Annotated in this window: 10 protein-coding genes; 4 read left to right on the forward strand and 6 right to left on the reverse strand. The window is 67.7% G+C overall.

The annotated features are described in order from the left end of the window. Positions 1-73: 73 nt before the first annotated feature. From AB4Z09_RS08020 to AB4Z09_RS08030, 3 genes are all read right to left on the reverse strand, one after another. Positions 74-2,680 (reverse strand): helix-turn-helix transcriptional regulator, encoded by a 2,607-nt coding sequence (locus AB4Z09_RS08020; protein WP_442239499.1) that lies wholly within the window; start codon positions 2,678-2,680, stop codon positions 74-76. A gap of 268 nt (positions 2,681-2,948) precedes the next feature. Next, complete coding sequence (locus AB4Z09_RS08025; RefSeq protein WP_442239500.1) at positions 2,949-5,723, reverse strand: LuxR C-terminal-related transcriptional regulator; 2,775 nt, start codon at positions 5,721-5,723, stop codon at positions 2,949-2,951. 166 nt (positions 5,724-5,889) lie between these two features. After that, positions 5,890-6,324 (reverse strand): Lrp/AsnC family transcriptional regulator, encoded by a 435-nt coding sequence (locus AB4Z09_RS08030; protein ID WP_442239501.1) that lies wholly within the window; start codon positions 6,322-6,324, stop codon positions 5,890-5,892. Positions 6,325-6,403: 79 nt separating this feature from the next. On the opposite strand from AB4Z09_RS08030, the gene AB4Z09_RS08035 reads away from it, so the two are divergent. The 3 genes from AB4Z09_RS08035 (at position 6,404) to AB4Z09_RS08045 (ending at position 9,200) form a co-directional block, all read left to right on the forward strand. Next, positions 6,404-7,165: an AzlC family ABC transporter permease gene (locus tag AB4Z09_RS08035; RefSeq protein WP_442239502.1), complete on the forward strand. Its 762-nt coding sequence runs from the start codon at positions 6,404-6,406 to the stop codon at positions 7,163-7,165. Continuing rightward, the gene (locus AB4Z09_RS08040) at positions 7,158-7,484 is read left to right on the forward strand and encodes a branched-chain amino acid transporter permease (protein WP_442239503.1); all 327 of its coding nucleotides are present in this window, start codon (positions 7,158-7,160) and stop codon (positions 7,482-7,484) included. Before AB4Z09_RS08035 ends, AB4Z09_RS08040 begins: the two co-directional genes overlap by 8 nt. Before the next feature lie 174 nt (positions 7,485-7,658). Continuing rightward, on the forward strand, positions 7,659-9,200 hold the full coding sequence (locus AB4Z09_RS08045; protein ID WP_442239531.1) for an acetyl-CoA hydrolase/transferase family protein: 1,542 nt from the start codon (positions 7,659-7,661) through the stop codon (positions 9,198-9,200). A gap of 42 nt (positions 9,201-9,242) precedes the next feature. Here AB4Z09_RS08045 and AB4Z09_RS08050 read toward each other — a convergent pair whose 3' ends face one another. The 3 genes from AB4Z09_RS08050 to AB4Z09_RS08060 all read right to left on the reverse strand — a co-directional run bounded on the left by AB4Z09_RS08050 (position 9,243) and on the right by AB4Z09_RS08060 (position 14,530). After that, positions 9,243-10,865, reverse strand: coding sequence for an MFS transporter (locus AB4Z09_RS08050; RefSeq protein ID WP_442239504.1), 1,623 nt, complete (start codon positions 10,863-10,865; stop codon positions 9,243-9,245). 62 nt (positions 10,866-10,927) lie between these two features. Continuing rightward, positions 10,928-11,995, reverse strand: a complete 1,068-nt coding sequence (locus AB4Z09_RS08055; protein ID WP_429517163.1) for an SMI1/KNR4 family protein — start codon at positions 11,993-11,995, stop codon at positions 10,928-10,930. Between the two features lie 24 nt (positions 11,996-12,019). Next, positions 12,020-14,530 carry a LuxR C-terminal-related transcriptional regulator gene (locus tag AB4Z09_RS08060; RefSeq protein ID WP_442239505.1) on the reverse strand — a complete coding sequence of 837 codons (2,511 nt, stop codon included), beginning with the start codon at positions 14,528-14,530 and terminating at the stop codon, positions 12,020-12,022. A gap of 285 nt (positions 14,531-14,815) precedes the next feature. Here AB4Z09_RS08060 and AB4Z09_RS08065 point away from each other — a divergent pair, with 285 nt between their 5' ends. Continuing rightward, complete coding sequence (locus tag AB4Z09_RS08065) at positions 14,816-15,832, forward strand: DUF2889 domain-containing protein (RefSeq protein WP_442239506.1); 1,017 nt, start codon at positions 14,816-14,818, stop codon at positions 15,830-15,832. Positions 15,833-15,921 lie beyond the last annotated feature (89 nt).

Raw genomic sequence — 15,921 nt, forward strand, 5'->3', positions numbered from 1 at the left:
AGACCGGTTCCGCCCCGGCTCGAGGAATCCGGTCGAACCGTGCCGTTCGACGTAGCGAGAAGTGACGGCAATCTCACGGCCTGGGCGACCGGAAGTGTGCCCGTGCCGGTGGATCCGCGGGGCTCGCGACGATGCCGAGCCTTCGGCCGGTGTCCACCGCGTCCCGGCGGGTGTGAACGCCAAGTTTGCCGTACAGGCTCTTGCGAAAGCTCTTGACGGTGGCGGGCGAGATGACGAGTTTCGACGCGATCTCGCGCGAGGTGAGCCCTTCCGCCAGGCCTGCAAGGATCTCGTTCTCGCGCTCCGTCAATGTGGGGAACGAGAGAGCCGCCGGGTAGTACTCGGCACTACGTGATGCCAAGGCCTCGGTGACGTGGTGGGACGAGCTGCCGGTGAGGTCGTGCAATGCGGTGACGACATGTCTGGGCACCGTGAGGAATGTGCTTCGGATTCCGGTGCGCTCCGATATCGCGCACGCTTGGGTCCAGGGCTGGACGGCTGCTTTCTCGTTGCCGGTCGAGTACAGCGCGGCGGCCTCGACGACGAGTGCTTCGAGATGAGGACGAGTGTAGGGGCCGCTGAACCAGTTGAAGCGTCGGCACGTGACGATCGCGGCATCGTGGTCACCGGTGACGAAGCGCGCTCGTGCCGACGCTGCCACCGACCACGGCGTGTTCTTCGGAGTCGATTCGGCTAGTTGGATTGCGCGCCAGGCATTCCCGTCTGCAAGGTGGACCTCGATCTCGATGGCGTCGAGAAGGGCGGTGACGAAGCTGCCGCGCGCCCGTGAGCGCGGTTCGGAGCACTGATCGAGGGCGCGCAGGCCGATGTGGGGATCTGCGGAGGCGATGGCGTACCGGCAGCGTGCATACACGACAAATGGCCACAGCTCGGTCACGGGGGGAAGGCGCTGTAGCCTGCCCAGCGCGGCTCGTGCGGAGTCGATGTCGAGGGTGTCCAGTGCAACGAGTGCCCGCGCGGCGTGCCCGCCGACCTCGACGAGCCGTTCGGTCATCGAATCCGTCGTCGAGCCGTCTCGCTGGTGTGCCAGCCATTCTCGTGCACGCTGCGGCTCGCCGACGAGCGCCCAGCTGAGTGCGATGTTGTATGCCGAGTTCCGGGCGGTGAAGTCGATCCCCCTGGAGCGTCCGAGTTGGTGCGCGCGCACGAGTTCCCCGATGGATGCACCGAAGTTGCCGTCGAGTTGATAGGTCAGTCCGCGTTGGAGCCGGGTGAAGGCCAGCCCATAGGTGATCTGCTCGTCGGGTTGATCTGCCAGCGCGCGGTCGAGAATCTCCCCGACTTGCCGGGTGACCGCTGCGGCGCGGGTGTATTCGCCGGCCAGGCGGAGCATGATCGCCCGGTGTGAACCGGTGCGGATCGTGCTCGTCTCATCCAGCTTGTCCTGGTGTTCCGGTTCAGGTACGTGTCCGGTCACGGCGCCGTCCAGACCCGCCAACAGTTCTCGACCTTCGCGCAGCCGCGGATAGGCGGTGATTACGCTCTCGGGAAGTTTGAAGATCGCCTCGCGTACCGCCGTCAGATCGGATCCCAGGAGCTCGTACCACCGGGTCGTGAGCAGGCGCACGACGGCAGGCCAGGCCTCTGCTTCAGCGGCGCACCGGAGTGCCGCCGCCTTGTCGTTCCGATCGAGGTGATACTGCGAGAGTCGGGTGAGGTCGGCCCCCGGATCGATGCCCGCCTCTCGCCGTGCCTCGATGAGGGCGGCGCGCACGGCCGACGGAAGGCGCCAGAAATCTCCCTTCGCCGTTGTCCCGAGATGTTCCAGGACACCGGAACTTTCGAGTGTCTCCAGGTGTGAAATCGAGTTCGGACCACCGCCGAGGAAGGCGGCGACCTCGGAGGAGAGGGTATGCGCGGTGGAGGTTGTCAGGAGGAATTCGCGGCGCGGTGCGACCCGGGGATCGGCAAGGATCGTCGTTCGGATCTGGGCGGTCACTGCTGCGGCGAGGTAGCGTTCGAGGATTTCGAGTCGGTGGGGGAGTGCAGGTAGCTCCGCGGTTACGCGCAGGGCGATCGGCATCAGCGAGGATAGGCCACCGGTCAGTCGCCGGACGAGGTCGATCTCCTCCTCATGTAGGTCAAGTCCGTTCTCGGAGAACAAGTGTCGTATGTCGTCCCTGGCGAAGGACAGACTGTCACCGTCGAGGAGGTCGTGGGCAGGATCCATCAGGTGCGAGTCCGCGAAGATCGGCCTACCGGTCATCGTCACGACGACGTCGACCTGGTGGCATGCTTCGACCAGGTCGAGGATCTGCTGCTCGAGGTCTGGAGCATCGACCAGATCGACCCGTTCGAGAGCGAGCCGGACAGGTGTGGAGGTGTCCTCGAGGGCGTGCCGGACGGTATCCGCCCATGGCTCGGTACCCGGGCGCACGTGTTCGGGGCCGACCGCGCCCGCCGACAGCAGTCGGGCCGCGATCAGTTCCCAGTAGCCGTCCGTGTCGGTCGGCCTGTTCGGCGGTGGAATCCGGACGCCGAGATATCCCGTGCTCGGTCCGGACTCCAGCCAGCCCGTGACCAGCGCCGACTTGCCGAAACCGTGCGGCGCCCGGAGGACGACGAGGGGGCAGTTCCTGCCGAGGCGGGACAGGAGTCGCGCGGGGGAAGGAACACTCCCGGCCGCGTGGCCGGACGCCCGGACGATTTCCGTGACCATCGACATCCTTCGATCCGTGCGAGCGTGGCACCGACGGTCACGACTGCGACTCCTGCAAAACGGCCCTTCGACACGGCCCGGGTGGTGTCGGGTGTGCGACGGGCGTGCCCATTATCTACCGGATGTGGCGCGGCGGCGGTGTTGAGAGTCTGGCGCTTGTTAGGTCTCCACGGCGCCGAACGCCCCACGACGGTGGTGACTTGTCGACTTCATGAATGCGGGAGTGGATCTGCTGACACTGTGAGTACGCGCTGCCGCCCGTGGGCGCTCAACCGGCCCGACGGGGATGCCCAGGAGATGTGGCACCGGCCTCGGTGTGCTCTGCCGCTGCGACAGCGAACAGCTCTGCCCGTGAACGGATTCCGAGCTTCCGGAACACCCCGGTCAGTCGCTTCTCGACCGTGCGTTGTGAGATGAACGTTCGACGCCCGATGTCGTGGTTGCGGAGACCCTGGAGCACCAGAGCGACGATCTCGTTCTCCTGCTCGGTCAACTGAGCGAGACTCGGGACGGGAGGCTGGTCGGCGGCCGAGGTCTCCCGTGTCACCCTGGCGGCGTCGAGCCATCCCACCGCCCCGATCCGGGCGAACAGCGAACGCGCCGTCCGGCGGTGGTGCCGATACGAGGTGACCTCCGAATCGGCACGCAGTCGATCGGCATAGATCGCATGCGCGCGCGCACGTTCGAGGGTCGGCGCCGGCGCGGTCCGAGGACCCAGTGCCCGTGACAGCGCCATGCGCGCTTCCTCCGGCGACTTCGCGACGAGCAGTTCACCGCGGGCGAGGGTCACGGTGGTGCTGGGCGAGTGTCGGGCGGCCAGGCGCAACCCGAGCGTGCGCAGCACCCGCTCGGCCATCTCGGGCTCGCCCGAGCGTACGAACACTTCGATCAGATCCACTTGTCGTTGCAGCTGCCAGTGTCCACCGACCTGGCCGTCGAGGTCGAAGCTCTGCTCCAGCAACGAAATCGAGGATTCGTAGTCGCCGCGCATCAGGGCGATCTGACCGAGTGCCCACCGCAGGCGCGACTCGTTGGCGCGGTGAGCGTGTGACGACGGTGTCGATCGGATTCGGTCGACGAGGTCGTCGACTTCGTTGAATCGTCCGGAGAGCCCGAGGATCTGGATGCGCTGACACAGGCGCAGGGAGGGCAGACAGTCTTCAGCCGGGACGAGGGATTGGCTTTCGTCCCACAGCAGGCGGGCCGCGTCGATGTTTCCGGCGAACAGCTCGCCGTCCACCTGCAGTGTCATCACAACCGTGCGTTCCACCGGAGAGGTGGCCTGCGTCGAGAGTCGTCCGAGGCTGTTGCCCGCTTCGCTGTGGCGACCGAGCTGCTGCAGCAGGTGCGCCGACATCGCGGACCCCACACGATGGTCGTTCATGCGGTCGGTGACCGCACTCGACGACAGCCGATGGCTCGCGAGCTCCGACGAACCATCGGTAATCGCGAGATGGGCCTTCGCGAGTGACGCGGTCGATGCCGGGTCGGACTCGCGGAGGTCCGCCGATTCGGCGGCGGCGAGCACGAGGTGCGCCTGTTCCTGCTCGTGTCGACACAGGTGGAGGTAGCCCGCGACGCCGGCGAGCGTGGATGCGGAATGCGGGCATCGAGACGCGAGCGCGGTCACGGTGTTCCGAACCCACTCGTCGTCGAACCGTTCATCCCGCAGATAGCGCAGGAAAAGCTGGGTGGCCACGGCGGCGGCGGCCTCATCCGGGCGCAGGAGCTGCGGCTCGATGCAGTCGGCGAACTGGGTGGCGTCGGCGAAGTATCCCCACGAGGTCGCGATTCGTAGCGCATGGGCCGCCAGACGCGATTGGTGGGTCTCGTCCGACGTGTCGAGTGTGTCGAGAACCCTGCGAATGGTGTGGATCGCGAGCGCAACCTCTCCGGACTTGGCCAATTCAGCCATCCGGCGGATGATCTCGTCGGTGTGCATGTCCACCGGCTCGCCGATAAATACCCGGTTCGCGGCTGCGAGAGCGGGTCGCTCGCGCAGCAACGAGTGGCTGTCGACGACGCGATGGCATTCCACCCGCAGCTTCGGTGGGGCGATCGTATAGATCGCGGCGCGGTCGAGGTGGCTGTGGACGTGCACCTGGTGACGAATCGACTGGATGTGGTCCGCACGCACGAGGGTGGCAATCTCGTGGTCCAGGTCCAGGTCGATGTCCGAACCGAACTTCGACCGGAGCGTCTCGACCAGTCGATCGGGCTCCACCGCCCCGGCTATCGACAGCACGGTGAGGGCGGCTCGCTGCGCGGCGGTCAGGCTCCCGAAGGCGGTGCGCCACCGATCGGTGCGATTGTGCGCCACCGCAACTGGTTTCGGGAGTACCGAATGTCCGTGGAGCTGGGCCGTGGTCAGATGCTCACACAGCTCCCCGATATCGACGGGGTTCCCGCGGCCGATGCGGTGCAGCTCGATGATCGTGGACAGCGGCGGCCGGCCGCCGGTCGCCGACTCGACGAACGCGCCCGATTCGGCGAGCGTCATCGTGTACATGGGCAGCTGGGGGAGCGCCTGGAGGCGGGGATCGACCCGGGGCCCGGAGGCCAGGACGACGAACACCCGCAACTTCGCGAGGCGTCGAGCCACGTAGCCGAGGATCGCGATACACGACGGCGGTAGGAGGTCGGCGTCGTCAACGGCAACGAGCAACGGGAACTCGCCCGTGTCGAAGGATTCGAGGGCGGACAACACACGGTCGCCGATGATTGCCCCGACATCGTCCACTGCCGGCTTGCGGTCATTGGGGATTGCCCCGACCAGGGCGTCCCCGTCGACCCCGATGCGGGTGAAAAGCGGGAGAAAAGCAGCGAGCGGCGAAAGGTCGGATTCGCGAAGGCCCGTGACGAAGGCGGTCCGGCCCTCGTGCATCCGGTACACCTCGTCGAGAAAGTGGGTGCGCCCGGACCGCCGCGTCCCCGTCACGACGAGCGCCGAGCCCGAGCCTGCGGCGGCGTTCTGGAGACCCTGCTCGATCTGGTGAATGGCCTGTGCCCGCCCGTGGGCGCGCATGCCGAAAGCGATGACCATTGTTTCCGTACTCCTCAGCGCCCCGACGGCCGATGGGTACAAAGCTAGTTACAGACGCGCCCTCGGGCGGGGCGGGAGTGGGGGTGGCGGCAGGGTGAAATATTGCGCGAGCTCATCCGGATTGCGCGATTCATCGAAACCGACTGCCCCGGTTCCTGTAAACTGCTCAACCCTTCAACTTCTTCATCGTCAGGTGCGATTCGATCTTCGAGATGGCCGGCTGTTCCATCAGCTTGGTGCGCAGGAACACCTCGAATGCGTTGAGGTCGGCGACAACGACGCGAATGAAGTAGTCGGGCAGGCCGATCATGCGGCGGAACTCCACCACCTCGTCGAAGGCGCCCACCTCGTTCTCGAACTGCTCGACCGTCTTGCGGTCCTGCGACACGATCTCGGCGTTGACGATCACCTCGCATCCGCGTCCGACAGCGTCCGGGTCGACGACGGCCTGGTAGCCGACGATGACGCCGTCGGCCTCGAGCCGTCGTACCCGCCGCAGGCACGGTGACGGCGTCAGCCCGACCCGATCGGCCAGTTCGGCATTGGTGAGCCGGGCGTTCGAACGCAACTCGCGCAATATTGCGCGATCGAGATCATCCACAGCAGAATATTGCGCCCCATCGCCTCCGGGGGCAATATCCGGCAATCACATGCCACCGACTCCGCACTATTATTGCCTCGTGACCAGCGCGTTTCCCGAGCAGTGTTTCCCGGGCCTCCCGGGCCTCGAAGCCTCCCCCGCCGAGTCGCGCCGGTCCGATGTCCGCGCGGCGGCCCGCGACACCGTGTCCGTCGGGTTCGGGCTGTTCCCGCTCGGGCTCGCGTTCGGCCTGTTGCTGGTCCAGTCCGGGTTCGCATGGTGGTGGGCGCCGATCTTCTCGCTCACGATCTACGCCGGCTCGCTCGAGTTCCTCGCGATCGGGCTGGTGCTGGCGGTCACGCCGCTCGCGTCGGTGGCGATGACGACGTTCCTCGTCAACTTCCGGCACGTGTTCTACGGGCTGTCGTTCCCGCTGCACCGGGTGCGTGGACGTCTCGCGAAGGTCTACAGCATGTACGCGCTCACCGACGAGGCGTACGCGGTCACCGCGGGCAAGGATCCCGACAATCTGAGCAGTCGCCGCGTCCTCTTCATCCAGGTGTTCTGCCAGCTGTACTGGGTGCTCGGCGGTGTCGTCGGTGCCGTCGTCGGCAACGCGATCCCGATGCAACTTGTCGGCCTGGACTTCGCGCTCACCGCCCTGTTCGTGGTGCTGGCGCTGGACGCGTTCCGCGCCCGCCGGGACATCCCCACCCCGATCCTGGCGCTGCTGAGCGCGCTGGCGGCCCTGGTCGTCGCGCGTGAGCAGATGCTGATGGTCGCGATGACGCTGTTCGTGGCGGCGCTGCTGGTCCGTTTCCTGCTGCACCGCCGGAGCGGGAAGGACGCCGTCGATGCCTGACGTCGCGTACATCCTGACCGCCCTCGCGGTGATCATGGCCGTCACCTTCGCGCTGCGCGCCGTGCCGTTCGCGGTCATCGCCCCGCTGCGTTCGTCGGCGCTGGTGCACTACCTGGGCATACACATGCCGGTGGGCATCATGCTGATCCTCGCGGTGTACACGCTGCGGAACGTCTCGGCGACGCCGTCGTCGCTGGTGCCGGCGGTGGTCGCGCTGGCCGTCACCGTGGGTCTGCACCGGTGGCGCCGTCACGCGTTGCTCAGCATCGTCGGTGGCACCGCGGCTTACATGGTTCTTGGAAACTGGGTGTTCGGCTGAACCGGGGAACGCTGTTCGTCGCGGCGATGTGCGCGCTCGTCGCACGTTTCGGGCGCGTCACCGATCTCCGCGTGCATTGCGGAACGAAACCCGCACGTCAGAGACATTTTGATCAATGGAGGCGGACATTTCATCGGCAGGTCGAGAGTTAGCCTTGTCACTGTGACCTCGCGCATGGACGAAGCCGGTTCCCTGTCGAACCCGACCCGGATCMGCAATTCGGGCTTCCGGAACAAGGTGACCTCCGCCGCGGAGGCCGTCAAGTTCATCCACCCCCACGACACCGTCGCGATCAGTGGGTTCGCCAGCGCCGGCACGCCCAAGGCGATCATCCCGGCCCTCGCCGACCGCATCCACGCCGTCCGCGGTGCCGGGTCGAACTTCACCATCAACCTCCTGACCGGAGCCTCGGTGTCCGTGGGCACCGAACGCCTCCTCGCCGAGGTCGACGGCATCTCGCTGCGGATGCCGTACCAGTCCGAGCCGACCGCGCGCCGCAACATCAACAGCGGCCGCATGGACTACGTCGACATCCACCTCTCGCACGTCGCGCAGCAGGTGTGGGAGGGCTACTACGGCAACGTCGACGTCGCCGTCGTCGAGGTCGCCGGGATCACCGAGTCCGGCGAACTGGTCCCGTCCGCGTCGATCGGCAACAACAAGACCTGGCTCGACGTCGCCGACAAGGTCATCCTCGAGGTGAACTCGTGGGTGCCCGACGCGATGACCGGCATCCACGACGTCTACTACGGCACCGCGCTGCCGCCGTACCGCAAGCCGATCCAGCTGATCTCGGTGGAGGACCGCATCGGCCAGCCGACGCTGCGGGTGGATCCGAACAAGGTGGTCGCCGTCGTCGAGACGAACGCCCGCGACAGCGCGAGCCCGCTGACCCCGCCGGACGAGGTGAGCCAGGCCATCGCGGCACACGTGCTCGACTTCTTCGAGTACGAGGTGTCGAAGGGGCGGCTGCCCGCCGACGGCCTGCTGCCGCTGCAGTCCGGCATCGGCAACGTCGCCAACGCGGTGCTGCAGGGTCTGGATGCCGGACCGCACAAGGGCCTGACGTGCTTCTCCGAGGTGATCCAGGACGGGATGCTGCACCTCATCAAGCACGGCACCGTCCGGTACGCGTCGGCCACGTCGCTGGCGCTGTCGGAGGAGGGCATCGACGAACTGATGTCGAACATCGACTTCTACCGCAAGCACATCGTGTTGCGGCCGCAGGAGATCAGCAACCACCCGGAGATCGTTCGCCGTCTCGGCATCATCGCGATGAACGGGATGCTCGAGGCTGACATCTACGGCAACGTGAACTCGACGCACGTCATGGGCACCAAGATCATGAACGGTATCGGCGGCTCGGGCGACTTCGCCCGCAACGGCTACCTGTCGATGTTCCTGAGCCCGTCCACCGCGAAGGGCGGCGCGATCTCGTCGATCGTGCCGATGGTCCCGCACGTCGACCACACCGAGCACGACGTCCAGGTGCTCGTCACCGAGCAGGGCCTGGCGGATCTGCGCGGGCTGTCGCCGCGCAAGCGCTCGCGCGTCGTGATCGACAAGTGCGCGCACCCCGACTACCGGGCGATGCTGCTCGACTACGTCGACCGCGCCGAGGCGTACCCGTCGGCCGGCCACACCCCGCACCTGCTGGGCGAGGCGCTGTCGTTCCACCAGCGGTTCAACGAGACGGGTTCGATGCGTCCGGAGTGACTGTCGCCCAACGGGATTCTGTGTTCGCGGGCCTGACAGGCCTCACTCGTCCGCGTTCTCCTCGTCGGATCCGACCGGCCTGCGAGGTATCCGCCCGGTGCCGAACAGCGCGGCGACGGCCAGCAGCGCGGCCACCGAGAGCGCGCTCTGCAGGGCCTCGAGCCGGGCATCGGAGTTCGCGTCGACGACCGCGCTCGCGGTGTTCGGATCCACACCGGCGTCGCGCAGATCGGCGTCGAGTTGGGTGTCGCTGAGGAAGGGTACGCCGCTCGCGAGATCGGTCTCGGCCTGCTGCTGCACGGTTTCGGGGACCCGCGGATCGTTCTGGATTCCGGCGATGATCGACGCGGTGAGGGTCGAGATCAGGACCGATCCGATGAGTGCGGTGCCGAGAGACGCGCCGAGGTTGGTGGCGGTGTTCTGCAGACCACCCACCTCGGCGCTGCGTGCATCGGGCACCGCCGACACGGTGACCGCGCCCAGTTGTGACGCGAGCGCCCCCAGGCCCAGCCCCATCAGGAGCATCGGGACGGCGACGATGCCGGCGTTGGCTCCGGGACTCATGCCGGCCGCGAGGATGAGGATGCCGATGATCATGGACCCCAACCCCAGGCGGACGACGCGTCGCGGCGACGCGTGCGGCCGCACCCGGGGGATACCGACGGCGGCCAGGAGGAGCGCGATCGACAGCGGGAGCAGGCGGATCCCGGTCTGCAGCGCACTGAGTTCGAGGACGACGGACAGGAACAGCGGCACTGCGAAGAAGACACCGGCCTGGACCAGGAACTGCGCGAAGAACATCGTCAGGCCGCCGGACAGTTGCCGGTTGCCGAGCAGGCGGGTGTCGAGAAGCGGTTCCCGCCCCAGCCGGGTCAGGCGCGCCTCCCACCGCATGAATGCGTAGACCACGAGCAGTCCGGACACGACGAGCCAGAACACGGGGGACAGACCGAACATCTCGGGCCCGCCGGGTCGGTTGCGCAGCCAGCCCCATTCGCCGGACCGCAGCACACCGAACACGACGAGTCCCAGACCGAGCACCGACAGCAGCGAGCCGATGATGTCGAGGCGCACCCGGGACGGCGGCGTGTCTTCGATCCGGCGGAGCACCGGCAGGATCACCAGGACCAGCACCACCTCGCCGGCGAAGACGTACCGCCACGACGCAAAGGTGGTCACGGCACCGCCGATCAGCGGACCCGCCGCGACCGCGATCGCGCCGGACGCGGCGACCAATCCGTATGCGCTCGAACGTCTCTCGGGAGGAAAGTTGGATGCGACCAGCGCGACGATGGCGGGCATGATGAGTGCCGCACCGATGCCCTCGAGTAGCGACCAGCCGATCAGTAGGACCGTGAGATTGGGCGCGAGGGCGGTGGTGAGCGACCCGGCCCCGTAGACGACGAGCCCGATCGCGAACGCCCGGCGGCGGCCCACGATGCTCCCGATCTTGCCGCCGGTGATCATCAGCGTCGCCATCACGAGCGTGTACAGCGTGATCGCCGTCTGGATGCCGGTGATCGTCGTTCCGAGGTCGGACGCGACCATCGCCATCGACACGTTCATGACCGAGCTGTCGAGGGTCATGAGGAACTGACCGGCCGACAGCGTCGCCAGGACGAGTGTCGCCCTGGATCCGATCGACTGCCCGGTGTGTGGGCCCATACCTGATTGAAGCAGGGCGGGTAGGCGCTGCGGTGCGGATCTACCGATACGCGGTTACACGGTTACAAGGTGCCGGCGACGGCGCGCAGAACCCGGACCAGTTGCGTCGCGTACTCCGGATCGAGCCGGTAGCCCGCGCCCGACGGGACGATGTGCCCGGCCTGAATCCGCGCATCCCACCAGTCGCGCAGGAATCCCTCGGCGTAGCCGCCGGTGCAGAACCCGTACGGATCGTCGACGAAGCGCGTGGTGACCATGAGGGTGTAGCAGGGCCTGGCGTAGTCGGTCTGTCCCTCGGCTCTGTGGACGAAGTCCTCGAACGATGTGGCGGTCGTCAGGTGCGAGTACAGCCAGAACATCGCGTCGTACATCAGGTGCGAGTCGGGGTCGGCGTGCAGCGAGTAGAAGCCCTTCGCCTCCACGATCCGTTCCGCGAGTGCGCGGACGACGGCCTCACCGTCCGGCAGGTCGGCGGCGTCGAGAGCGCGTCGCACGATCGGCGACAGCGTGCCGAGCCGCACCGTCTCGAGGTCGGCGGCGAGGGTTTCCGCGCTGTCGTCGAACTCGTCCTCGCTCACCAGGTTTCGGACGAAAGATGCGAAGTCGGGTGCGACGGGAGTGATCGCGTAGTCGGCCTCCTGGTCGACGTGGACCACGCACGGTTCGCCGGTGGGGCCGCATGCGCGGTAGTCGAGCATGATCTGCTCGTGACCGGCGCTCGGGGTGTCGGCGATGCCGATGCCGATGTCGGGGTAGTTCCATTCGTCGCGCATGAACGCCGAACCCAGCTCGCCGCACAGCGAATAGGTCGCCGTCCGGCCGATCGCGTAGATGCCGGTGATCTGGATGTGATCCTCGGCCCAACCCGTCGGCTCGTCCGTCGGATGGCACGAGCGCTCGACCATGCCGCCGTTGCGCATCCGCGCCAGCTCCACATAGGAGTCGGGCAGCCGGTAGCCGAGCTCTGCTTCGACCTCCGCGATCAGCTCGTCGCTCGGTGTGGGTTCGAGATAGTTCTCGCAGGAGTAGTCGCCGTCGTTCCAGAACCCCGCGAAGTCGAGGTCGGCGAAGTGTCCGGTGGAGCGGGCCGTGGGGCCTGCCGGCGACGTCGCGCCTAGGGGGTCGTGCATGTCGGGGTTCCTCTCGAACGGCCTTCAGTCGATCAAACCGGTGCGGTACGCGATCTCCAACGCTTCGTCGCGGGAGTGGGCGCCGATCTTCCGGTAGAGCGACCGCAACTGGCTCTTGATCGTATTGGTCGAGACGAACAGCTTGCGGGCCATCTCGACCGTCGACAGACCCACCGCCAGTTCGGCGAGCACGGCCCGCTCGCGCGCGGTGAGGTCGACGTGATGCACGGCCGCCGGGTACATCTCGGGCGCATCGGACGCGAGCAGGACGCGCGCGGTCGACGACGGGTTCGCCGCGGCGGAGTCGAGCGCTGCCAACAACTCTCGCGGCACCGTCGAGAGCGTGCTCACCAGCCCGGCGCGGTCGGCGATGGCGGCCGCGCGTTGCCAGGCCCGTGTCGCGGCGGCGTTCTCACCCAGGGCCCGATGGGCGGCGGCCTCGACGAGCAGCGCCTCCAGTTGGGTGCGGGTGAACGGGTAGCTGAACCAATCGAACTTGCGGCACAGCGCCAGTGCTGCCGCCGGCGCACCGGTGAGCAGGCGGGCGCGGGCCGCGGTCGCCGCGAGGATCGGCTCGTCGGGAGTCTGCGTGGAGAGGACGGACAGCGCCCGGTTGCCTTCGCCGAGCGCCAGGCGCAGATCGACCTCGAGGGCCGTCAGCACCAGATCGATCGTCGATCCCGGGCGCAGCACCGCGGCATGCGATGCGATCGCCCGCTGCAGGACGGCCATTCCGGCATGCGCTTGACCGGCGGCCAACGCGAAGCGTCCGTGCGCATAGGTCACGAACGGCCACAGCTCTTCTCGCCCGGACGCCTCACCCAGCTCGTCGAGCCAGGCGGCCGCCGCCGTGAAGTCCAGCCGGTCCACCGCCACCAGGGTGCGGGCGACGAGACCGCCGACCTTGGCCCGCGGTTCGAGCCAGCCGTCCGGGTCCGGATGGGCGTCCTCGAGTTCGAGCCATTCCGTGGCGCGTCCCGGTTCGCCGACGACAGCCCAGTTCATCGCGGAGTTGCCGGCGGCGTGGCGGGCCCCGACACGGATCCGTTGTGCCAGGGCGCCGCGATGGGCGAGGCGGAGCTCGACCGTGGACTCGGGAAACGCCCCCGCGAGTTGGTAGGTGATCCCCCACTGCAGCCGCATGCCCGGAAGCTGGGGTCCGATCTCGTCGGGCCGGGCGTCCAGTGCCCCGCGGACAAGGTGCGACAGCCGGCGCGTCAACTCCGCAGCGCGCTCGTGCTCGCCCGCCAGCCGCAGCATGAGGGCCTGTACGCAACCGACGGCGAGCGCGTGCTCGGCAGCCGGAGCGGCTCCGGATGTCTCGACGTCCCTCGGATCGTCGGGCAGGACGCTCTCCGGAATCGTGGACTGCGTGTCGAGGGCCGTGAACAGGTCGCGTCCGGCCTTGATCGCGGGACGCGACGCGAGCCGCTCCTCCGGCACTTCACGGAGGACTGCCCGCAGTACGGTGAGATGACTTCCGACGAGACCGACCCAGTGCGTGTCGATCAGATCGATCGCGAGATCCCAGTCACGGGCTTCGGCCGCGTACGCCAGGCCGCCGGCGACGTCCCCTCGTTCCAGCGAATGACGGGCGAGTTTCGTCAGGTTCTGCGCGGGCTGGATGCCGACCGACTCCTGGGCGGCGATCAGCCGGTCCCGGATCGCGGGGGCGAACTCCCAGGCGTCCTCGAACACCGTCTCGCAATGGTTGACGATTCCGGCGGATTCGAGAGACTCGAGACGCCGGGCCGCGTCGTCCACCCCGGTGAGCAGTGTCGCGACGTCCGGAGTGATGACGCGGGCAGATGCCACCGCGATGACGAAATTGCGATCGGCGTCAACCGAAAGGCATGCGAGGACAGTGGAATGCACGTATCGGTCGATCGCGTTGTCGAGCCGATGCGCGAGCAGCGCCCGCCGACCCGCGAGGTCGGGCAGCGTCTTGGCGACCACGACCGCGACACGCATGAGCGCCGGCAACGAGCCGACGCGCTCCAGGATGTACTCCAGTTCGCCCGGCTCGAGCTCGATTTCGGAGTGTGCGAACAGCTCTCGGGCGTCCTCGCGGGTGTAGAGAAGATCGCGCGTGAGAATCAATTCGTGCGTCGGTTCCACACGGATCGGATCGCCGAACAGCGACCGTCCGCACGTGGTCGCGACGATGTTGACGTTGTGGCAGCGGTCGAGCAGGTGGAGGATCTCCTCCTCGATCCGGTCGTCACGAACCAGATCGACCCGCACCAGCACGAGAAGTACCGGCGCCCCGCTCCGCGCAAGGAACTCGCGGACCGACTCGGCCGCCGAGGTGGCATCGCCACCCGGATTCGTTTCCCCGGCAATGACGCCCGCAGTGCGGATCCGATCCATCACCGTGGTCCAGAACGCTTCGGAATCCGGAGTCCCGGTGGGGGCCGGAATCCACAGCACCGCACGGAAGTCCGAACGAGCAGTCTCCAGCCAGGACCTGACCAGATCGAGCTTGCCGAACCCCTGTGGCGYGCGAATGACGGTGATCGGAGAGTTGCGATCCAAGCGGGCGAGCAGTCGCTTCCGGGGTGGCGCCCACGTCGAACTGCGGCGCGGAGGGGGGTCGGGACAATGATTGTCTCGACGCTGTCTCATCAAGATCCACCCCCCGTTTCGGTCTCGATTGTGCACGCCGACAGTCATGATGGCGGGCAAACACGGACATCCGCTCCATCAACCTGTCCGAGTCCGATCATTGCAAACCGAAAAGACCGGTCTGTTCGTGACCCTCGTCCCGACGGATGAGACCCCGTCTTGACGGTTTCCGGGTCCCGAGGCACCGTCGTCTGCATGAGCGAGCGCGTACCGGACCCCGCGTTGCACGGTTCCGTACGCGGACCGCGGGCGGAGGCCCCAGTGGCGCGTGCGACATCGCGTCGGCGCGTGACGTGTCTGGACCTGGACCGGCCCACCGGGATCGGCGGCGCACTCGAACTGTCGGGGCGGGCGTGGGATTTCGAGATCGACGCGGACCGGTTTCCGTCGGTTCGTGAAACCGCTGCTCTCCGAGCAGCTGTGGATTACCACCGCGGCCGCGTTCTGACCGGCCTGGAGACCACGCCCGCCGTCCCGGAACTCGCGGGCCTCGTCGGCGAATCCGCAATCTCCGGGTTCCGTGGACGTCTGGGCGCGGTCGTCGCGGGCGGTGCCGTCCGCCGGGATACGCCGCTGGTGTTGCTGCTCGACGACGTGCCGTTGGGCACCCTCATCTCCGGGCACGCGGTGTCCGCGGCGAACGAGTTGGATCCGCAAAGCGGAACTGCGAGTACCGGATACGTTCCCGTCGGTGACCAGTGCGCCGGATACGCCGAACGCGGAGCCCTCATCGCGACGATCGGGGTGCGTGGGCGTAGCCCCGTCGCGGACGGTCCGGTCGCGCCGCGGATCGACGACGCCTTCGGTCGACTGCCGGGCCCGCTCGCCCCGCACTCGATGCGTCGACGTCGGCGCATCGACCGTTGGGTCGCCGACGGCGCGGTGCACATCGACGCGATGTTCCGCGACACCTACGGCCGCGCCGACGGGGTCGAGACCGTGATCCACGAGTACCAGCTCGCGGTGGTCGCGGACGCCGAGACCGGCGTCATCCGGGAGGCCGTCGCGACGCCGCGCGTGCTGCCGTGGTTCGACTGCCCGGGCGCGGTCGCGAGCGCCGGTCGCCTCGTGGGCATGGCGGTGGCAGAGGTGGAGGCGCGGGTCCGGCGTGAGTTCCGCGGTGTCGACACCTGTACCCACCTCAACGATCTGCTGCGGAGCATCGCCGACTGGCCTGTGAGCGACGGGCAGGTGCCCGTTCCGGGCCGGTGACCTGCCGACCCGGAACCTGCGAGCGGACCGTGTTTCTAGCTGCCGAAGCCGCCCAGCCCCCCGCCACCGCCGAGTCCGCCATCCTTCCG

It is taken from the genome of Rhodococcus sp. TAF43, assembly GCF_052113525.1.
Lineage (GTDB): Bacteria > Actinomycetota > Actinomycetes > Mycobacteriales > Mycobacteriaceae > Prescottella.

What these genes read in the sequence shown, in the direction of transcription:
- AB4Z09_RS08020 (WP_442239499.1), bottom strand. Translation starts at nt 2,680, where the DNA reads ATGGTCACGGAAATCGTCCGGGCGTCCGGCCACGCGGCCGGGAGTGTT.
- AB4Z09_RS08025 (WP_442239500.1), bottom strand. Translation starts at nt 5,723, where the DNA reads ATGGTCATCGCTTTCGGCATGCGCGCCCACGGGCGGGCACAGGCCATT.
- AB4Z09_RS08040 (WP_442239503.1), top strand. Translation starts at nt 7,158, where the DNA reads ATGCCTGACGTCGCGTACATCCTGACCGCCCTCGCGGTGATCATGGCC.
- AB4Z09_RS08050 (WP_442239504.1), bottom strand. Translation starts at nt 10,865, where the DNA reads ATGGGCCCACACACCGGGCAGTCGATCGGATCCAGGGCGACACTCGTC.
- AB4Z09_RS08055 (WP_429517163.1), bottom strand. Translation starts at nt 11,995, where the DNA reads ATGCACGACCCCCTAGGCGCGACGTCGCCGGCAGGCCCCACGGCCCGC.
- AB4Z09_RS08065 (WP_442239506.1), top strand. Translation starts at nt 14,816, where the DNA reads ATGAGCGAGCGCGTACCGGACCCCGCGTTGCACGGTTCCGTACGCGGA.